The sequence below is a fragment of the Herbaspirillum sp. DW155 genome, assembly GCF_037076565.1.
Taxonomy (GTDB): domain Bacteria; phylum Pseudomonadota; class Gammaproteobacteria; order Burkholderiales; family Burkholderiaceae_D; genus Herbaspirillum.
The window spans coordinates 766871-785964 of the sequence record NZ_AP029028.1 but is presented as its reverse complement, the minus strand read 5'-3'; the positions used below and the strand labels follow the sequence as shown (position 1 = coordinate 785964).

The window sequence follows — 19094 nt, the reverse complement described above, 5'->3', positions numbered from 1 at the left end:
GTGGTTCCGGTCTGCGAAGAGGAAGTCATTGGGTCGCATCCTTCTGGCGCCATTTATCGAGGATCACGGCCAGCACGATCACCGCGCCCTTGGCCACGTATTGCCAGAACGAGGACAACCCAAGAATGGTCAGCCCGTTGTTCATCACACCGATGATGAGCGCACCGACCACCGTGCCCCAGATCGTGCCCACGCCGCCCATGAGGCTGGTGCCACCCAGCACCACGGCGGCAATCGCATCGAGTTCGTAGCCGCTGCCCCAGTTGCCGTTGGCGCCATACAACCGGCTGGCCGACATGGCGCCGGCCAGGCCCGAGAACAAGCCGCTGATCGAATACACGAACAGCAGCACCAGCCCAACGCGAATGCCGGTCAGGCGCGCCGCCTGCAGGTTGCCGCCAATGGCATAGATATGCATGCCCAGCACGGTCTTGCGCAGGATCACCCACGACAGCAGCACCACCGCCACGGCCACCCAGATCAGCCAGGGCACGTGCAGGAAGTCGCCATTGCCGATCCACTCGAAGCTGGGGATGTCATTGTTCAAGACCGTGGTGCCATCGGCCAGCAGATAGGCTGCACCCCGGAAGGCGGTCATGGTGCCCAGCGTCACGACGAAGGCGTTGATGTTGAGGAAGGCCACCATCGCGCCATTGACCATGCCCATCAGCAAGCCCGAGACGATGAACATGGGGATCGACCAACCGGGCGCGGCGCTCAGCGATACCTGCATGCCCAGCACCGCCGAGACCGCCAGCACCGAGCCGACCGACAGGTCGATGCCGGCAGTGAGGATGACGAAGGTCATGCCAGCCGCCAGCACCAGATTGATGGCGACCTGGCGCAGGATGTTCATGGTGTTTTCGGCGGTGGCGAAGTTGGAGCTGCCGTCGCCGCTGAGATAGATCGTCAGCGCATAGAACAGCAGGTACAGCACCACCAGCACCGGCAGCATGCCCAGCCGGTGCAGCAGCCATTGCGAAGCCGTCGAAGAGGAACGCGCAGGTGCGTCGTTGTTGTGCAGAGAAGTTGGGTGAGCCATGACTAGAAGGAATGGGAAGAAGGAGAAGGATGCATCGCCGTATGCGCCATAGCAGGCGCAGTTGCGCCACCTGCATGCGCGGCATGCATGCCGGCCGTATCGGTGGCCAGATGCATGATGGCTTCCTGGGTGATGGCCGCGCCCGCGAGTTCACCGGTGATGGCGCCCTCGCGCATGACCAGCACGCGATCGCAGATGCCGATCACTTCCGGCAGTTCGCTGGAGATGACCACCACGGCCACGCCCTGTTCGGCCAGCTTGTGGACAAGTTGATAGATCTCGCTCTTGGCATAGATATCCACACCGCGCGTGGGCTCGTCCAGGATCAATACCTTGGGTGCGATTTCCAGCCAGCGCGCCAGCAGGACCTTCTGCTGGTTGCCTCCGGAGAGTTTGCCCACGGCCACTTCGGGATGCGCGACCTTGACGTTCAGGCGCTGGATAGCCCCGCGCGCCACACCATCGAGCGCGCGCCTGCGCATCAGGCCCATGCGGCTGTGGCGGCCCGCCACGTTCATGGTGGCGTTGGCGCCCACGGCCATCTGTAGGAACAGGCCCTGGCCCTTGCGGTCTTCCGGCACGTAGGCAATGCCGGCGCGCATGGCCGCGCGCGGCTCGTCGATCTTTACGGCCTTGCCCTCCAGAAGGAGATGGCCGCCACTGCGCGGATCGGCACCGAACAGCAATCGCGCCAGCTCGGTACGTCCGGCGCCGACCAGTCCGGCAAAGCCCAGCACCTCGCCCGCGCGGACCGCGAAGCTGGAGGGCTTGACCTTGCCTCCCGCCAGGTCCTTCACCTGCAGCACCGTGGGCAGCGCGGCCGCCTGTTCGGGAGTCAGGCGGCTGTGCTGGTAGAACTCGCCCAGCGAGCGCCCCACCATCATCTGCACGATGCGCTCGGAATCGATCTCCTCGCGTGACAGCTCGCCGACGAAACTGCCATCGCGCAATACCGTTACGCGGTCAGCGAGGGCATACACCTCGGCCATGCGATGGCTGATGTAGATGATGGCCAGGCCTTCATCGCGCAGGCGCCGCACCACGCCGAAGAGATGTTCGGTTTCACGTTCGGAGAGCGCTGCCGTCGGTTCATCCATGATGACGATGCGGCTGCGATGCACCAGCGCGCGGGCGATCTCGACCTGCTGCTGTTCCGCAATGGAGAGGCGTCCGGCGCGGTCCGAAGCGCGGAAGCTCGCACCCAGTTGTGCCAGCACGGCATCGGTGCGCTTGCGCATGGCGGCGTGGTCGATCAGCCCCCAGCGGGTGCGCAGTTCGCTGCCCATGAAGATATTGGCCGCCACGCTGATGTTGGGCGCCACCGCCAGTTCCTGATAGATCAGGTTGATGCCGGCGGCGCGGCTGGCACCGGGATCACGCAGCGAGACAGGGTGGCCGTCCAGCAGGATCTGCCCGCTGTCGGGCGCGTGTACGCCGGAGAGCACTTTCATGAGCGTGCTCTTGCCGGCACCGTTCTCGCCCATGAGGGCGTGGATCTCGCCGGGGCGGATGGTCAGATGCATGTCCGACAGCGCACGTGTAGCCCCGAAGGACTTGCTGATGCCGGTCATCTGGAGAAGAGGAGTGGAAGTCATGGCAATCGAAGAAAGCAGCCACCTTGCGGCAAGCTCGTCCCGCAGCAGGGGCAGGCCCTGGACGGCGGGGACTCTTGCACCGGCGCGCTGATGTTCAGGGCGCGCCGGTGTGCGTGCAGCGGCCTCAGTTGGCCGGCACCCAGCCCTTGTAGTCGGCCACGTTGTCGCGCGTGATCAGCTTGACGGGCAGCAGCTTGACCGGCTTCTCGGGGGCGCGGCCATTCATCACCTGATAGCCGATGGCCACGCTCTCGGCGGCCATGCCATACGGGTCCTGCGCGGGGGAGGCGGCGAAGAGCGACTTGCTGTCCTTGAGCGCGCGTTCGGCGTCAGGGGCGCCATCCACGCCGGTGATGACCTTGATGTCGCTGCGCCTGGCCTGGCGGATGGCCAGCTCGGCACCGATGGCGGTGGGGTCATTGATGGCAAAGACACCATCGATCTTGCCTTGCGCGGCCAGCAGGTTGGACATGGTGGTCATGCCGCCATCGCGGCTGCCACCGGCGTTCTGGTTGTCGGAGAGGATCTTGATGCCGGGCGACTTCTTGAACTCGGCCTTGCAGCCGGTGACGCGATCCATCACTGCCGACACCGGCGGGCCGTTGACGATGACCACGTTGCCCTTGCCCTGCAGCTTGTCGGCGATGAACTTGCAGGACTCGGCACCGGCCATGGTGTTGTCCGACATGACGGTCACGTCCGCGCCTTCAGCGGCCACGTCCACGGCCACCACGACGATGCCGGCCTTCTTGGCTTTCTTGACGGCCGGGCCGATGCCTTTGGAGTCGGCCGCATTGAGGACGATCATGTCGACCTTGTTGGCGATGAAGTTCTCGATCTGTCCGACCTGGGTGTTGAGGTCGTACTTGGAAGAGACCACGGTGACCTTGGCGTCGGGATTGATCTTGTGCGCACCGCTCTCGGCTCCCTTGGCGATGGCCACGAAGAAGGGATTGGCGAGGTCGCCCAAGGTGACGCCGACCGATTTCAGGGGCTTGTCGGCAGCGTGCGAGGGGGCGGTGACGGCAGCCAGCGACAGGGTGGCGCAGGCGATGGCGAGGGATTTCTGGATCATGCTTGTCTCCGTTCTTGTTGGAAGTTTGAGGGGGATGGTGACTGCTTTTTTTGATGCATTCACGCCGGGGTCCTCAGCCCCAGCGAAAAATCTTGTCGGCGCGAGCGCGCGTGGTCCCGATCAGGGCAGCGTTGACCTCATCACTGCCCATCACCCAGGCCTCGGCCTCGGCAGGGCTGCGGCCGAACTGCACGTGGCGTGCGATCAGCCGCTGCAGCCGCAGCGCCGGATCGACATCGACATACCACACCTCATCGAGCAGCGGCCGCACGCGCGACCAGTGGCCCCGGTCCAGCAGCAGGTAGTTGCCTTCGGTGATGATGAGCTGTGTCTCGGGCGGGATGGCGATGCTGCCGGCAATGGCTTCTTCGATCTCACGCAGGAACTGCGGAGCATAGATGACTTCCTCGGCGCTCTGCTGGCGCAAGCGTGACAGCAGGTGGACATAACCGGCGCTGTCGAAAGTGTCCTCGGCGCCCTTGCGGGTAGCGCGCCCCAGCCGTGCCAGCTCGGCATTGGCGAGGTGATAGCCATCCATGGGCAACATCACGGCCCGGGTCTGCCCCCGGGTGTGGACATGCTCAAGCAATGCCTGGGCCAGCGTGGACTTGCCGCTGCCGGGCGGGCCGGCAATGCCGAGTATCGTGCGCCGGCCGCTGGCCAGCATGGACGTGAGCCTGTCGCTGAAGACGGCGGGAATCATGGTCGACTCATTCCTTTTTCTAAGGATCGCCCGCTGGGCCATCCGCACGCAGCATGCGCGCTCTTTATTGAAATGCAGCACAACAGCAAGGTCTGCTGTTGCGCTCGTCCCGCCCATCGGCCGCACTGCAGGCGGCTGGCGTGCCGGTCGCAGGAGGCTATGAGCGAATTTCGGAAAGCCGACAAACTAAGCGATTCTGTCTCCTGAATTTCAGTGCTCCTGAATATTCATGGCTAATTTCTAATTATTGCTAGATCCTTGCGATTAACGTGATGAAATTTTCTTGGAGTTTTCCCGAAACCGATCTGCTTATGAATAAGTCAACGCCATGAAAAAAGGATGCTAGCGATCAGGTAGCATCCTTGCGCTGCACGATGTAAAGAGCCGCTGACGACGATCAGACTGCCGCCAGCGCCGCCGCGTCCGCCACCACGGTGGCATAGCGGTCGGCCAGCTCGGTCAGCGCCACGCGCTGGATGTCGGCGGCCTTGACCGGTGCGCCACCCAGCGGGTCCGGCAGGTCACGGGTAGCGCAGGCGGCAGCGACCACGGTGCAGGCATAACCGTGGTCCAGCGCCGAGCGCACGGTCGCGCTCACGCACATGTGGGTGGCGAAGCCGGCCACGATCAGGGACTTGCGGCCGGTCTTCTTCAGGGCTTCATCCAGCGTGGTACCGGCAAATGAGTTCGGCAGGCTCTTGGGCAGCACCAGTTCGCCCGGCTCGGGCTGCACGCCCTCGATGATGGCCACATGCGGACCCTGCGGATCGAACATGGCACCGCCCGGCTTGCCGTGATGCACCACGTGGATCACCGGAGCGCCGGCGGCACGGGCCTGGCGCAGCAGCGCGGCGATCTGGGCCACCGCTGCATCGATGCCGGCCAGCGGGGCGCGGCCGGTAGTGTATTCGGTCTGGTGGTCAATGATGAGCAGGACGGCTTCTTGCCAGGTGGCGGCGCGCGCGCTGCCACCGGCAATCTGGATCAGTGTCTGGGGGGAGGACATGGGGAGGCTCCTTGTTAAAAAAAGATCGAGGAAAGTCAGAAAAATGGCTGCGCTGATCAGAAACGCACAGAGACGAGCCATCTTAGTCCGATAAAATTTGCACCACCATTCATCAAAATCGCCATGCTCCTGTGAAAAAATTAACAGCGCCCACCAGTAACCAGCGTCCGGCCTCCCCCCAGTCCCTGCGCGCCGCCCTGGATGCCGACTGGGAAAGCCTGCGCAGCTTCGCCGCCTTTATCGACGCCGGCAGCCTGTCCGGCGCGGCGCGTGCGCTCGGGGTGACGCACGCCACCATCGGCCGCCGCCTGCAGCAGCTCGAAGCATCCTTGCAGGCGCCCCTGTTCCTCCGCCGCGCCGAGGATGTGGAACTGACCCGGCTGGGCGAAAGCGTCCTCAGTGCCGCGCGCGCCATGCAGGACCAGACCCGGCAACTGGCACGCACTCTGGCCGGTGGCGATCTGCGGCTGGAAGGCAAGCTGCGCCTGGCCTGCACCGATGCCATCGGCACCCTGTTCCTGGCACCGCGCCTGCCCGCTCTGCTGCAGCAATGGCCGGCGCTGGACGTGGAATTTGCGATGGGCCACCAGACCTTGAGCCTGGCCCGGCGCGAAGCCGATCTCGCGCTGCGCTTCGGCAAGCCGCAGGATGGCGAACTGATCGCGCGGCCACTGGGCGCGGTGCGTTTTTATCTGTGCGGAACGGCCGACCATGTGGCGCGATGGCGGTGTGCCCCCAGATCGACGCCCTTCGTGGCCTATGACGATGGCGTGCCGGACATCCCCGAGACGCGCTGGATCGCCGACCATGCCGCCGGCAACCCGGTGCGCTTTCGCAGCACCAGCCTGGTGGCGCAGTGCATGGCCGCGCGCGCCGGGGTGGGGCTGGCATTGCTGCCGAGCTATCTGCTGGCGCCGGAGTTGCAGACTGTGGAGTCCGCGCCACAGCTGCAGCGCGAGTTGTGGGCGGTGTTCCACCGCGATCTGAAGGCACTGCCCCGGCTGCGTGCGGTGCTGGCGTGGCTGCAGGACTGCTGCGCAGAGCTGTGAGACTTGCCGCCAGGACAGCACCGGCGCGCTCCGGGCGCGGCCGGACGGGCCTCGCGGTGCTATAATCGCGAACCTTCGGGGATGGGCTCCTCCCCCGCTGCAGCAGCACCTCCAGCGGCCCGCCGCCCTCCTCCTCGCCGGCGCGCGCATGTTCCATGCGTCCTTCCTGCGCACTTCGCCTGATAAAGATTTATGCAGAAAAAAGTATTCATCAAAACCTTCGGCTGCCAGATGAACGAGTACGACTCGGACAAGATGGCCGACGTGCTCCATGCTGCCGAAGGCCTGGTCAAGACCGACCGTCCGGAAGAGGCCGACGTGATCCTGCTGAACACCTGTTCGATCCGCGAGAAGGCGCAGGAGAAGGTGTTTTCCGACCTCGGCCGTCTGCGCGCGCTGAAAAAGGACAATCCCGATCTGCTCATCGGCGTGGGTGGCTGCGTAGCCTCGCAGGAAGGCGATGCCATCATCAGGCGCGCGCCCTTCGTGGACATGGTGTTTGGCCCGCAGACGCTGCATCGCCTGCCGCAGATGATTTCCGAGCGCCGCTACAGCGGCCGTCCGCAGGTGGACATCAGCTTCCCCGAAATCGAGAAGTTCGACCACCTGCCCCCGGCCCGCGTCGAAGGCGCGACGGCCTATGTCTCCATCATGGAAGGCTGCAGCAAGTATTGCAGCTACTGCGTGGTGCCTTATACGCGCGGCGAGGAAGTCTCGCGCCGCTTCGAGGACGTGCTCACCGAAGTGGCCGGACTGGCCGACCAGGGCGTGAAGGAAATCATGCTGCTGGGCCAGAACGTGAACGCCTATCGCGGCGTGATGGAAGATGGCGAGATCGCCGACTTCGCGCTCTTGATCGAATACATCGCCGAGCTGCCGGGCATCGAGCGCATCCGCTTCGTGACCAGCCATCCCAAGGAATTCTCGCAGCGCCTGATCGACACCTATGCCAAGGTGCCCAAGCTGTGCAATCACCTCTACCTGCCCGCGCAGCACGGCTCGGACCGCACCCTGGCGGCCATGAAGCGCGGCTATACGGCGCTGGAATACAAGTCGGTGATCCGCCGCATGCGCAAGGTGCGCCCGGACATCACGGTGCAGTCAGACTTCATCGTCGGCTTCCCCGGCGAGACCGAGGAAGATTTCGAAGCGCTCATGAAGCTGGTGGCCGACGTCGGTTTCGACAACAGTTTTTCCTTCATCTTCAGCCCGCGCCCCGGTACGCCGGCCGCCAACCTGACCGACGACACCCCGCAGGAAGTCAAGCTGGCCCGCCTGCAGCGCCTGCAGGCGGCGCTCAACGAGAATGCGGCAAAGATCAGTGCAGCGCAGGTCGGCACGGTCCAGCGCGTGCTGGTGGAAGGCGTCTCCAAGCGCCGCGAGCATGAATTGCAAGGCCGCACCGAGAGCAACCGCGTGGTCAACTTCGACGGTGGTCCGAACGGCCAACGCCTGATCGGCCAGATCATCGAGGTCCGCATCACCGAAGCCTTCCCGTTCTCGCTGCGTGGCGAGATCGTGGTCCAGCATTGAGTGTCCATCCCCCTAACCGGAATCGTGCATTGAAAAAAATTCCCAATCAGCCGCATCACTTCACGCCCCAGCCGCTGGACAACAAGCGCCTGGCCAACCTGTGCGGCGCCCTCGATGAAAACCTGCGCCAGATTTCGGCAGCGCTGGATGTGACCATCTTCCGTCGCGGTGACCGCTTCGTGGTCACCGGCACCAATGCCGAGCGCGCCGTGGAAGTGCTGGAGCGCTTCTACCAGAAGGCCGACCGCCCGGTGGCGGTGGACGATATCCAGTTGGCCCTGGTCGAGCAGCGCGCCAATGCCGCGGCCGATGAAGAAGCCGGCCTGCCGCCCTTGCCGGCGCGCCGTGGCAAGGCCGCCGCTGCGGTGGCTGAAGCAGAACAGGACAGCCAGGACCCGCTGCCCGAGAGTCCCATCCTCAAGACCCGCAAGCACGACCTGCGCGGACGTACGCCGCACCAGAGCCAGTACCTCAACGCCATCCTGGAACACGACATCACCTTCGGCGTCGGTCCGGCCGGTACCGGCAAGACCTACCTGGCAGTGGCCTGCGCGGTCGATGCACTGGAACGCGATGCCGTGCAACGCATCGTGCTCACGCGCCCGGCCGTGGAAGCCGGCGAGCGCCTGGGCTTCCTGCCCGGTGACCTGGCGCAGAAGGTCGATCCCTACCTGCGCCCGCTGTATGACGCGCTGTACGACCTGCTGGGATTTGACCGCACGCAGAAGCTCTTCGAGAAGCAGGCCATCGAGATCGCCCCGCTGGCCTACATGCGCGGCCGTACGCTGAACCACGCCTTCATCATCCTCGACGAAGCGCAGAACACCACGCCGGAACAGATGAAGATGTTCCTGACCCGCATCGGTTTCGGCAGCAAGGCCGTCATCACCGGCGACGTCACCCAGGTCGACCTGCATCACGGCCAGAAGAGTGGCCTGGTCGATGCGCTGTCGGTGCTGCACGATGTGCGCGGCATCGCCTTCTCGCGCTTCACCAGTGCCGACGTGGTGCGCCATCCGCTGGTGGCGCGCATCGTCGATGCCTACGACGCCGCCGGCAACCCGCGCCCCGATACGGCACGCGCCACTGCCCGCACTGCGACCAACCTCCTGACCAAATCCGCCAAGCCGCGCCATGCCAAAACATAAACTCACGCTGTCGGTGCAATATGCCGACGACCGTCTCAAGGACAGCATCACCCGCCCACTCCTGCGCCGCTGGGTACAGGCCGCACTGTTTGCGCCGGCCGAGCTGACGCTGCGTTTCGTCGGTTCCGAAGAAGGCCGTGACCTGAACCGCGACTATCGCGGCAAGGACTACGCCACCAACGTGCTGACCTTCGCCTACACCGAAGATGAAGACAGCGAAGTCACCGAAGCCGACATCATCTTCTGTACCGACGTGCTGGAGAAGGAAGCGGCCGAGCAGAAGAAGAGCGTGGAAGAACACACCGCTCATCTGGTGGTGCATGGCGTGCTGCATGCGCAGGGCTATGACCATGAGGATGACGAGGAAGCCAACGAGATGGAAGCGCTGGAAACCGAGATCCTGGCCGGCCTGGGCTACGACAATCCCTACAAGTCACGCTGAATCGGGGCACTGTCTCGCCGCGGCGGCGAGACAGCCTGATGGTGCACACAACGGTCTGCTGCGGCAGGCCGTTTTTGTTTGCGGCGAGATTTCATTTTTGTGCTTGCCCTCAAGTCGTTGCCGGTCTGTCACACCAAAAAATTTAATCGTTTTTTCCGATGGCATCATCGATTTTTCCGCTTTCGTGATGGAGGGCAACTTATCCGCCGTTTTTTCCTGAGTTTTAACCCGGCAATTCAGGAAAAGCCCGATGGGAAGCAAATTCCAGCTGAATGAGAATGCTTCCACACCAATTAAACCCATCGGGGGGAGGAAGTCATGAAGAATCTGAAGATCGGCCATCGTCTTGGCCTTGGCTTTGCCGCAATACTGGTTCTGCTGGTGGCCGTTGCCACCTTCGGCCTGCAGCAAGTGTCGCGTTTGAATGATCGCATCATCTTCCTGACCTCCGTCGATGAGGGCAAGCTCGAAGCGCTTTCCAAAGTGCAATTCGCCGTGGGCCTGCGTGCCATTGCGGCCCGCAACCTGACGGTGGTCACCGGGGCCGCCGAACAGAAAGGCGATGTCGATCTGGTCGGCAGTGCCCAGAAAGATATCGAATCCGGCATGGCCGAACTGGCCCGCCTGATGCAGGATCCGGCGACCACGCCGCAAGAGCGCGAGATGCTGGAGCAACTGCGCAAGCTGGAAGCGCAATACCTGCCGGTGGCCGTCAATATCGTCAAGCTGGCGACGTCACAACAGACTGATGCGGCGCGCGCCTCGCTGGTCAAGGATTGCATGCCCATTCTCAAGCAGGTGATTGCCCACGTGGAGCAATTCAACAAGCTGCTGCGCAAGAATTCCGAAGCCAATGTGGACGCAGCCGAGGCCGCCTATGCCCTGGCCAAGTGGACCATGATGGTAGCCAGCCTCGCGGCCCTGGCGCTGGGCGGACTGATCGCCTGGCTGCTGACCCGCTCGATCTCCCGTCCCCTGGCGCAGGCCGTGAGCGTGGCGCAGAGCGTCCAATCGGGCAACCTGGGCAGCCACATCGAAGTCACCAGCAAGGATGAGCTGGGCCAGCTGATGGCTGCGCTCAAGGGCATGAACGACAGCCTGGTGGCCATCGTCAGTGAAGTTCGCCAGGGTACCGATACCATCGCCGTGGCCTCCGATGAAATCAAGCGCGGCAATATGGATCTGTCCCACCGCACCGAACAGCAGGCAGGCTCGCTGCAGCAAACCGCCTCGGCGATGGAGCAGATGACCGCCACCGTCAAGCAGACCTCCGACAATGCTCGCGAAGCTAGGCGCCTGGCCGACAATGCATCCGACATCGCCAGCAAGGGCGGCGCTGCGGTCGGCCGCGTGGTGCAGACCATGCACGCCATCAGCACCTCGTCGCACAAGATCGTGGACATCATCAGCGTGATCGACGGCATCGCCTTCCAGACCAACATCCTGGCCCTGAACGCTGCGGTGGAAGCGGCCCGTGCCGGTGAGCAAGGACGCGGCTTCGCGGTGGTCGCCTCGGAAGTGCGCTCGCTGGCCCAGCGTTCGGCCGTTGCCGCCAAGGAAATCGAGGCGCTCATCAATGACTCGGTGGCCAAGGTCGCTACCGGCGAAAAGCAGGTCGGCGAAGCCGGCTCGACCATGGACGAAGTGGTCAGGAGCATCCAGAGCGTGACCCACATCGTGCAGGACATCAGCGCCGCCAGCGCCGAACAGACCGCCGGCCTGGAACAGATCAACAATGCCGTGGCCCAGATCGACGAGACCACCCAACAGAACGCCGCCCTGGTGGAACAGGCTGCAGCGGCCGCTGCGTCCATGCAGCAACAGAGCGTGGCGCTGACCGATGTGGTGAGCATCTTCAAGCTCACGTCCGAGCAGGCCGCCCCGAGCGCAGCGCGCGCCCGGCAGCAGGCCGCTGTGCCCTGTTCCGACGATGCGGCGATGCCGTCCCTGAGCTACGCCTGAGCATCAGACAGAAGATTTTTCCTGAGGGTGTATTTGCCGGCATCGCGAATGCCGGCTTTTTTTTTGCCCGCCGCAATGGCGTAAAAACATCAGGATTTCCAAAAGGCAAGCGGGACGGCGGGCCGCTGTGGCGGGGGCCTTTAGTGGACTTGTCACATAATTGTTGTATCCTATGGCTCTTCGAAACTACGTCGGGCTCGCGCCTAACGCCATGCAAGATCACCCTAGTAGCGTCAAATCTGACGCTAAACCTCATCGTTCCCTGTTTGAACGACTCACCGCACTGATTTCCCCCGAGCCCGAGAACCGGGCAGAACTGCTCGAAGTGTTGCACGACGCCCACGAGCGCAATCTCATCGATGCCGATGCGCTGTCGATGATCGAAGGCGTGTTCCAGGTTTCCGACCTAGCCGTGCGCGACATCATGGTGCCGCGCTCGCAGATGGACACCATCGATATTTCCAAGCCGATCGAAACCTGGATGCCGGAAGTGCTGGCAACCTCGCACTCGCGCTTCCCCGCCGTGGATGGCGAGCGCGACAAGGTGATCGGCATCCTGCTGGCCAAGGACCTGCTGCGCTACTACGCCGAGGAATCCTTCGACGTGCGCGACATGCTGCGCCCGGCCATCTTCATTCCCGAATCCAAGCGCCTGAACGTGCTGCTGCGCGACTTCCGCGCCAACCGCAATCACATGGCCGTGGTGGTGGACGAATATGGTGGCGTGGCCGGTCTCATCACCATCGAGGACGTGCTGGAGCAGATCGTCGGCGACATCGAGGACGAATACGATTTCGACGAAGCCGAAGACAATGTGCTGGCCTTGAAGGATGGCCCGCACGGTGCGCGCTGGCGCGTCAAGGCCCTGACCGAGATCGAACAATTCAATGAAGAAGTGGGCAGCCGCTTCTCCGACGAAGACGCCGACACCATCGGCGGACTGGTCGCCAATCACGTGGGCCGCGTGCCGCGCAAGGGCGACGAATTCGACATCGATGGCCTGCACTTCGAAGTGCTGCGTGCCGATGCACGCCAGGTGCATGTGCTGCTGGTATCCAAGCTGCCACCGGCACCGCTGGACGACGAGTGATCGCCTGATCTCGCGGCCGTTGCCATCGTGACTTCCCCCTCTTCTCAAGACTTGCCCCTGCCGCGCAGCGCGAGCGCTGCGCGCGGCGGCCTCGGTGCGGCGCTCGGCTGGCTGCTGCCGGTGGCCGTCGGTGCCATCAACGTCTTCGCCTTCGCCCCTTTCAAGCTGTGGCCCTTGCAGATCCTGGCACTGGCCTGGCTGTTCCATGGCGTGCTGGCGCAACCACAGGCTTCCACCGGCCGTCATTTCCTGCGCGGCTGGCTGTACGGCTTTGGCTGGGCAGCTGCTGGCGTGCACTGGCTCTACATCAGCATGCACGACTATGGCGGCATGCCGGGCTGGATGGCGGCGCTGGCGGTCGGTTTGCTGGCCCTCTACCTGGGCCTGTATGCGGGTGCGGCCACCGCGCTGGCGGGCTGGCTGCGCCATCGCTGGTCGTCTTCGCCGCTGCTGCTGGCGCTGTGCATGCTGCCTGCACTGTGGGCCTTGTCGGAATGGGCGCGCGGCTGGGTCTTTACCGGTTTCCCCTGGCTGGTCTCAGGATATGCCCACACGACCGGGCCACTGGCCGGCTTCGCGCCCGTTGGCGGCGTCTACTTCGTCGGTGCAATCTCGGCCTTGATCGCGGGCAGCCTGGCGCTACTGTGGATGGGCCTGTCGCGCAAGGGCGTGGCGGGTACCGGCCAGCGCATCGTGCTGCCGCTGTGCACCGCCGCCCTGTTGTGCGCCGGGGGCGTGGCATTGCGGCTGGTGCAGTGGACCACACCGCAAGGCCAGCCGATCACGGTGCGCCTGCTGCAGGGGAATATCCCGCAGGAAATGAAGTTCTCCAACGATGCGCTGGTGGCCACGCTGGGCATGTACGAGCAGATGATCAGCGCCGCGCCGGCCGACCTGATCGCCACCCCGGAGACCGCCATTCCGCTGCTGCCGCAGCAACTGCCACCGGACTATCTCGAACGCATCGCGCGCTTTGCACAGAACAGCGGCAGCCACCTGGCACTGGGCATTCCACTGTCCGACGGCCCGCAGCTGTATGCCAATTCGGTGCTGGGCTTTGGTCCGGGACTGGGCTCGGCGCTGATGCCCTATCGCTATGACAAGCACCACCTGGTGCCCTTCGGCGAATTCATCCCGCCGGGCTTCCGCTGGTTCGTCGACCTGATGCACATCCCGCTGGGCGACATGACGCGCGGCGCGCCGGTGCAGTCGCCCTTCGGCGTGAAGGACCAGTGGGTGCTGCCCAACATCTGCTACGAAGACCTGTTCGGCGAAGAAATCGCCGGGCAGTTGCGCGATGCCTATCGTGCCGGCCAGCCGCAGGCCAGCCTGTTGCTGAACCTCTCCAACATCGCCTGGTTCGGCAACTCGATTGCCCTGCCCCAGCACCTGCAGATTTCGCAGATGCGCACGCTGGAAACCGGCCGTCCCATGCTGCGCGCTACCAACACGGGAGCAACGGCCGTGATCCTGCCGGGCGGGGCCGTGAGCGAACTGCCACCCTACACGCGCGGCGTGCTCTCCGGCCAGGTGCAGGGTTATGCCGGCCAGACCCCCTACATTCTGCTGGGCAACAAGCTCGTCGTCGGACTGGCCCTGCTGATGCTGCTGCTGGCGTGGGGGCGCAACAAGGCTGCGCGCATTCGCCACTGATCTCCAATGCCAGGGGCCGGCAGCACCGCGCCCCTGGCAAAACCGGGTCAAACGCCCCAAAAGGCGCTAAAATTCACGGTTTTCGCAATTCCTCCGCCGGTTCGCCAGGCAACCACACACGATGCTGACATTTCAACAAATCATCCTCAAGTTGCAAGAATATTGGGACGCCCAGGGCTGCGCACTGCTGCAGCCCTACGACATGGAAGTCGGCGCGGGGACCTCGCACACCGCGACCTTCCTGCGCGCCATCGGCCCGGAACCCTGGCGTGCCGCCTATGTCCAGCCCTCGCGCCGTCCCAAGGATGGCCGCTATGGCGAGAATCCCAACCGCATGCAGCACTACTACCAGTACCAGGTGGTGTTGAAGCCGGCCCCGGAAAACATCCTGGACCTGTACCTGGGCTCGCTGGAGGCGCTGGGACTGGATCTGAAGCAAAATGACGTGCGTTTCGTCGAGGATGACTGGGAAAACCCCACCCTGGGCGCCTGGGGCCTGGGCTGGGAAGTCTGGCTCAACGGCATGGAAGTGACGCAATTCACCTATTTCCAGCAGGTCGGCGGCCTCGACTGCAAGCCGGTGCTGGGCGAGATCACCTACGGCATCGAGCGTCTGGCGATGTACCTGCAGGGCGTGGAAAACGTCTACGACCTGGTCTGGACCGAATGGACCGAGAACGGCGTCAAGAAGCGCCTCACCTATGGCGACGTGTTCCACCAGAACGAAGTGGAGCAATCCACCTTCAACTTCGAATACTCGAACACCGAGTTCCTGTTCTCGCTGTTCACCAATTACGAAGCCGAGGCCAAGCGCCTCATGGAAGTGCCGCTGGCGCTGCCGGCCTACGAGCAGGTATTGAAGGCCGCCCACACTTTCAACATGCTCGATGCCCGTGGTGCCATCTCGGTCACCGAGCGCGCCGCCTACATCGGCCGCATCCGCAATCTCTCGCGGGCGGTGGCGCAGGCCTATTTCGAATCGCGCGAGCGCCTGGGCTTCCCGATGCTGGGCGCAGGCCCGGCCAAGGCTGCGGCCTGAAGCACCACGCCATGACATGATGCGGCGCCGGTCCGGTTTCCTCCTGACCGGCGTCCCGAGCAAGACAGCAAGACAGACAACATGAACCAGACACTCCTCGTAGAACTCGTCACCGAAGAACTGCCGCCCAAGGCGCTGGCCAAGCTGGGCGATGCCTTCGCCAATGGCATCTTCAACGGCCTGCAAAGCCGCGGCTATCTCGACGCCGGCGCCACCGCCACCGCTTACGCGACCCCGCGCCGGCTGGCCGTTTCCATCACCCAGGTGCGTGCGGCTTCGCCGGACAAATCGATCCGCGAAAAGGTGCTGCCGGTGAGCGTCGCGCTGGACGCCGAAGGCCGTCCCGCCGCGCCGTTGGTCAAGAAGCTGGCCGCACTGGCCGCCGCCACCGGTGCCACCGTCATCACCCCGGACCAGCTCGAACGCGCCCAGGATGGCAAGGCCGAAAGCTTCTTCTATACCTACACCGCCAAGGGTTCGGCCCTGGCCGTGGGCCTGCAGGCGGCGCTCGACGAGAGCCTGTCCAGACTGCCCATCCCCAAGGTCATGAGCTACCAGCGCCAGTTCGGCCGCGCCGCCGGCGAGACGGTGCACTTCGTGCGTCCGGCCCACTACCTGGTGGCGCTGCTGGGCAACGACGTGGTGCCGATCAATACGCTGGGCCTGGATGCCGGCCGCACCACGCTGGGCCATCGCTTCCTCTCCTCGGGCGCGTTGCAGATCGCCTCGCCCGATGCCTACGTCGAGGCCCTGGCCACGCAAGGCAAGGTCATCGCCAGCTTCACCGAACGCCGTGAAAAAATTCGCACCGCGCTGCTGGCCAAGGCCGGTGCCGACCAGGTGCTGATGCCGGAATCGCTGCTCGATGAAGTCACCGCGCTGGTCGAATGGCCGGTGGTCTACGAATGCAAGTTCGAGGATGAATTCCTGGCCGTGCCGCAGGAATGCCTGATCCTGACCATGCAGACCAACCAGAAATATTTTGCGCTGACCGACGCCAATGGCCGTCTGCGTTCGCGCTTCCTGATCGTCTCCAACCTGGAGACCGATCGCCCCGAACACATCATCGGTGGCAACGAGCGCGTGGTGCGTCCGCGCCTGTCGGATGCCAAGTTCTTCTTCGAGCAGGACAAGAAGAAGACCCTGGCCGAGCGCGTGCCGCAACTGGCCAACGTGGTCTATCACAACAAACTGGGCAACCAGTTGCAACGCACCGAGCGCGTGCAGGCACTGGCCGGCAAGATCGCCGCACTCCTGGGCGGCGACGTCGCCCAGGCCGAGCGCGGCGCGCTGCTGGCCAAGGCCGACCTGCTCACCGACATGGTGGGTGAATTCCCCGAGCTGCAAGGCATCATGGGCACGTACTACGCGCGCCATGACGGTGAATCCGACGAGGTAGCGCTGGCCGCCTCCGAACACTACCAGCCGCGCTTCGCCGGCGACGCCCTGCCGACCACCGCCACCGGCACCGCCGTGGCCCTGGCCGACAAGCTGGAAACCCTGGTCGGCATCTGGGGCATCGGCCTGCAGCCGACCGGCGACAAGGACCCGTTCGCCCTGCGCCGCCATGCCCTGGGCGTGCTGCGCATGCTGGTCGAAAAGCGCCTGCCGCTGTCGCTGTCGGCCTTGCTGGACGCGGCTGTGGCGCTCTTCGCCGGCAACGCCAACTTCAAGGATCCGCGCGCCGAGGTACAGGCCTTCATCCATGACCGCCTGCGTGGCCTGCTGCGCGAGCGCGGCTTTGCACAGAACGAAGTGGAAGCCGTGGTGGCCCAGCAGCCCGACGTGCTCGACAACGTGGTGGAACGCCTGCAAGCCGTGCAAGCCTTTGCCGCCTTGCCGGAAGCCGAGGCCCTGGCCGCCGCCAACAAGCGCATCACCAACATCCTGAAGAAGATCGAAGGCGTGGCCATCGACGCGCACGGTGCCGTGCAGGAAAGTCTGCTCAAGGAAGCCGCCGAGCAGGGCCTGTTTGCCGCCATGCAGACCACGCGTCCGCAGGTGCAGGCAGCCTATGCTGCGGGCGACTTCGCCGGCGCGCTCAAGGCCCTGGCGCAGCTGCGCCAGAACGTCGACGCCTTCTTCAACGACGTGATGGTCAATGCCGAGGATGAGCAACTGCGCAAGAATCGCCAGGCACTGCTGGCATCGCTGCACGGCATGCTCAACCAGGTGGCCGACATTTCCAAGCTGGCGGCGTAACCGATCACGCTGCCGGCTGTCGCACACGCAACACCGATCCGCCGCGCACGGGCTTGTCCCGGCGCGGCGGTGTTCATGAAGGAAAGCAGGAATGAAACTGATCATTCTCGACCGCGATGGCGTCATCAACCATGATTCCGATGCCTTCATCAAATCGCCCGACGAGTGGATCCCCATCAAGGGTTCGCTAGAAGCGATCGCCCGCCTGAACCAGGCCGGCTATCGCGTCGTGGTGGCCACCAACCAGTCCGGTGTGGCGCGCGGCTTGTTCGACATCAAGACCCTCAACGCCATCCACCAGAAGATGCACAACGCGGCCCAGCAAGCCGGTGCCGATATCGATGCGGTGTTCTTCTGCCCGCACTCGGCCGATGACAATTGCGATTGCCGCAAACCCAAGCCGGGCATGTTCCACGAGATCGCCAAGCGCTTCAACATCAGTCTGCGCGGCGGCGTGGCCACCGTGGGCGACTCGCTGCGCGACCTGCAGGCCGGCTACGTGGCCGGTTGCGCCCCCTATCTGGTACTGACCGGCAAGGGCGAGAAGACCCAGGCCAAGGGCGGCTTGCCACCGGGCACGCTGGTTTTCCCGGATTTATCGGCAGTGGTTGATTTCATTCTCAAGTCGCCGGTCGGGGTATCGGTATAGTGCTGCCACCTGGGCTGCGACCAAGACTGCAACCGCGCAGCCTGCCCCATTCATTACAACAACATGCCTCGGCATGGGAGAAACGATTTTGCGCCTTGTCCTGATCCTGCGTTCGGTGGTCTTCATGGTCCTCATGTCCGTGGCCACCATCATCTGGTCCTTCGCCTGCCTGCTGTCGGCGCCCTTCCCTTACGCACAACGCTACTGGTGGACGTCGCGCTGGAACGTCTTCGTGATCTGGAGCGCGCGCGTGATCTGCGGCATCCGCCATGAGGTGCGCGGCATGGAAAACCTGCCGGATGCCCCGGTGATCCTGCTCTCCAAGCACCAGTCGGCCTGGGAAACCATCTTCTACGTCATCAGCATGCCGCGTCCGCTGGTCTACGTGTTCAAGAAGGAGCTGACCTACATCCCCTTCTTCGGCTGGGGCATCGGCCTGTTGCGCATGATCCCGATCGACCGCAAGAAAGGCCGTGACGCCTTCGCCCAGGTACTGGAACATGGCACCCGCCGCCTGCGCGACGGACAGTGGATCGTGATGTTCCCGGAAGGTACGCGCACTGCAGTCGGTTCGCAGGGCAAATACAAGGCCGGCGGTTCGCGCCTGGCGGTGGAGACCAACACGCTGGTGGTGCCGATTGCGATGAACTCGGGCCAGTGCTGGCCCAAGGGCAGTTTCATCAAGAAGCCGGGCGTGATCACGGTCTCGATTGGCAAGCCGATTGCGCCGGAAGGCATGACTCCCCAGGAGTTGAACGAGCGCGTCGAAAATTGGATAGAATCCGAGATGCGCGTGATTTCGCCGGACGTCTACAACAACAGCGCGCCCCGGCCGGCCGCCCAGGCATCCCGCTAATGCCGCGCGGCCGCACTCCTTGGTAGCCAACGAACTAACGACCGCAACAC

17 protein-coding genes are annotated in these 19094 nt (G+C 64.1%); 11 read left to right on the top strand and 6 right to left on the bottom strand.

Translation table 11 applies throughout. The features are described 5' to 3' along the window. Window positions 1-25: 25 nt before the first annotated feature. The 5 genes from AACH55_RS03590 to AACH55_RS03570 all read right to left on the bottom strand — a co-directional run bounded on the left by AACH55_RS03590 (window position 26) and on the right by AACH55_RS03570 (window position 5421). Window positions 26-1042, bottom strand: a complete 1017-nt coding sequence (locus tag AACH55_RS03590; RefSeq protein ID WP_338718051.1) for a ribose ABC transporter permease — start codon at window positions 1040-1042, stop codon at window positions 26-28. Window positions 1043-1044: 2 nt separating this feature from the next. Next, entirely contained in the window at window positions 1045-2637 is a 1593-nt protein-coding gene (locus AACH55_RS03585) for a sugar ABC transporter ATP-binding protein (RefSeq protein WP_338718050.1), read from the bottom strand. A gap of 124 nt (window positions 2638-2761) precedes the next feature. Next, on the bottom strand, window positions 2762-3712 hold the full coding sequence (locus AACH55_RS03580) for an ABC transporter substrate-binding protein (RefSeq protein ID WP_338718049.1): 951 nt from the start codon (window positions 3710-3712) through the stop codon (window positions 2762-2764). Between the two features lie 73 nt (window positions 3713-3785). Continuing rightward, window positions 3786-4415, bottom strand: coding sequence for a nucleoside/nucleotide kinase family protein (locus AACH55_RS03575; RefSeq protein ID WP_338718048.1), 630 nt, complete (start codon window positions 4413-4415; stop codon window positions 3786-3788). Between the two features lie 397 nt (window positions 4416-4812). Beyond that, entirely contained in the window at window positions 4813-5421 is a 609-nt protein-coding gene (locus AACH55_RS03570) for an isochorismatase family protein (RefSeq protein WP_338718047.1), read from the bottom strand. Between the two features lie 197 nt (window positions 5422-5618). On the opposite strand from AACH55_RS03570, the gene AACH55_RS03565 reads away from it, so the two are divergent. From AACH55_RS03565 to ybeY, 4 genes are all read left to right on the top strand, one after another. Continuing rightward, complete coding sequence (locus tag AACH55_RS03565; protein WP_338720158.1) at window positions 5619-6470, top strand: LysR family transcriptional regulator; 852 nt, start codon at window positions 5619-5621, stop codon at window positions 6468-6470. Between the two features lie 192 nt (window positions 6471-6662). After that, complete coding sequence (miaB, locus tag AACH55_RS03560) at window positions 6663-8003, top strand: tRNA (N6-isopentenyl adenosine(37)-C2)-methylthiotransferase MiaB (protein WP_338718046.1); 1341 nt, start codon at window positions 6663-6665, stop codon at window positions 8001-8003. A 29-nt stretch (window positions 8004-8032) separates the two neighbouring features. Continuing rightward, window positions 8033-9151: a PhoH family protein gene (locus AACH55_RS03555; protein ID WP_338718045.1), complete on the top strand. Its 1119-nt coding sequence runs from the start codon at window positions 8033-8035 to the stop codon at window positions 9149-9151. Further along, window positions 9138-9593: an rRNA maturation RNase YbeY gene (gene ybeY / locus AACH55_RS03550; RefSeq protein ID WP_338718044.1), complete on the top strand. Its 456-nt coding sequence runs from the start codon at window positions 9138-9140 to the stop codon at window positions 9591-9593. Before AACH55_RS03555 ends, ybeY begins: the two co-directional genes overlap by 14 nt. Here ybeY and AACH55_RS03545 read toward each other — a convergent pair. Further along, a complete protein-coding gene (locus AACH55_RS03545) occupies window positions 9585-9935 on the bottom strand; it encodes a hypothetical protein (protein WP_338718043.1) in 351 nt (116 codons plus the stop codon). The two genes, ybeY and AACH55_RS03545, sit on opposite strands and share 9 nt — an antisense overlap. Here AACH55_RS03545 and AACH55_RS03540 point away from each other — a divergent pair. The 7 genes from AACH55_RS03540 to AACH55_RS03510 all read left to right on the top strand — a co-directional run bounded on the left by AACH55_RS03540 (window position 9912) and on the right by AACH55_RS03510 (window position 19044). Then, window positions 9912-11555, top strand: a complete 1644-nt coding sequence (locus AACH55_RS03540; protein ID WP_338718042.1) for a methyl-accepting chemotaxis protein — start codon at window positions 9912-9914, stop codon at window positions 11553-11555. The genes AACH55_RS03545 and AACH55_RS03540 overlap by 24 nt on opposite strands. A 211-nt stretch (window positions 11556-11766) precedes the next feature. Continuing rightward, on the top strand, window positions 11767-12645 hold the full coding sequence (locus AACH55_RS03535; protein ID WP_338718041.1) for a transporter associated domain-containing protein: 879 nt from the start codon (window positions 11767-11769) through the stop codon (window positions 12643-12645). 27 nt (window positions 12646-12672) lie between these two features. Then, window positions 12673-14298 carry an apolipoprotein N-acyltransferase gene (gene lnt, locus AACH55_RS03530; protein ID WP_338718039.1) on the top strand — a complete coding sequence of 542 codons (1626 nt, stop codon included), beginning with the start codon at window positions 12673-12675 and terminating at the stop codon, window positions 14296-14298. A 121-nt stretch (window positions 14299-14419) separates the two neighbouring features. Further along, the gene (gene glyQ / locus AACH55_RS03525; protein WP_338718038.1) at window positions 14420-15337 is read left to right on the top strand and encodes a glycine--tRNA ligase subunit alpha; all 918 of its coding nucleotides are present in this window, start codon (window positions 14420-14422) and stop codon (window positions 15335-15337) included. Between the two features lie 81 nt (window positions 15338-15418). After that, window positions 15419-17539 (top strand): glycine--tRNA ligase subunit beta, encoded by a 2121-nt coding sequence (gene glyS / locus AACH55_RS03520; RefSeq protein ID WP_338718037.1) that lies wholly within the window; start codon window positions 15419-15421, stop codon window positions 17537-17539. A gap of 91 nt (window positions 17540-17630) precedes the next feature. Next, window positions 17631-18188, top strand: a complete 558-nt coding sequence (gmhB, locus tag AACH55_RS03515) for a D-glycero-beta-D-manno-heptose 1,7-bisphosphate 7-phosphatase (RefSeq protein WP_088754633.1) — start codon at window positions 17631-17633, stop codon at window positions 18186-18188. Window positions 18189-18261: 73 nt separating this feature from the next. Continuing rightward, the gene (locus tag AACH55_RS03510; RefSeq protein WP_338718036.1) at window positions 18262-19044 is read left to right on the top strand and encodes a 1-acyl-sn-glycerol-3-phosphate acyltransferase; all 783 of its coding nucleotides are present in this window, start codon (window positions 18262-18264) and stop codon (window positions 19042-19044) included. Window positions 19045-19094 lie beyond the last annotated feature (50 nt).

Bases quoted from the DNA above. Each gene is read 5' to 3' on its own strand.
- AACH55_RS03580 (WP_338718049.1), bottom strand. From the start codon at position 3,712: ATGATCCAGAAATCCCTCGCCATCGCCTGCGCCACCCTGTCGCTGGCT.
- AACH55_RS03510 (WP_338718036.1), top strand. From the start codon at position 18,262: ATGGGAGAAACGATTTTGCGCCTTGTCCTGATCCTGCGTTCGGTGGTC.
- AACH55_RS03535 (WP_338718041.1), top strand. From the start codon at position 11,767: ATGCAAGATCACCCTAGTAGCGTCAAATCTGACGCTAAACCTCATCGT.
- AACH55_RS03540 (WP_338718042.1), top strand. From the start codon at position 9,912: ATGAAGAATCTGAAGATCGGCCATCGTCTTGGCCTTGGCTTTGCCGCA.
- AACH55_RS03590 (WP_338718051.1), bottom strand. From the start codon at position 1,042: ATGGCTCACCCAACTTCTCTGCACAACAACGACGCACCTGCGCGTTCC.
- AACH55_RS03545 (WP_338718043.1), bottom strand. From the start codon at position 9,935: ATGGCCGATCTTCAGATTCTTCATGACTTCCTCCCCCCGATGGGTTTA.
- AACH55_RS03585 (WP_338718050.1), bottom strand. From the start codon at position 2,637: ATGACTTCCACTCCTCTTCTCCAGATGACCGGCATCAGCAAGTCCTTC.
- glyQ (WP_338718038.1), top strand. From the start codon at position 14,420: ATGCTGACATTTCAACAAATCATCCTCAAGTTGCAAGAATATTGGGAC.
- ybeY (WP_338718044.1), top strand. From the start codon at position 9,138: ATGCCAAAACATAAACTCACGCTGTCGGTGCAATATGCCGACGACCGT.
- miaB (WP_338718046.1), top strand. From the start codon at position 6,663: ATGCAGAAAAAAGTATTCATCAAAACCTTCGGCTGCCAGATGAACGAG.
- glyS (WP_338718037.1), top strand. From the start codon at position 15,419: ATGAACCAGACACTCCTCGTAGAACTCGTCACCGAAGAACTGCCGCCC.
- gmhB (WP_088754633.1), top strand. From the start codon at position 17,631: ATGAAACTGATCATTCTCGACCGCGATGGCGTCATCAACCATGATTCC.
- AACH55_RS03570 (WP_338718047.1), bottom strand. From the start codon at position 5,421: ATGTCCTCCCCCCAGACACTGATCCAGATTGCCGGTGGCAGCGCGCGC.
- AACH55_RS03575 (WP_338718048.1), bottom strand. From the start codon at position 4,415: ATGATTCCCGCCGTCTTCAGCGACAGGCTCACGTCCATGCTGGCCAGC.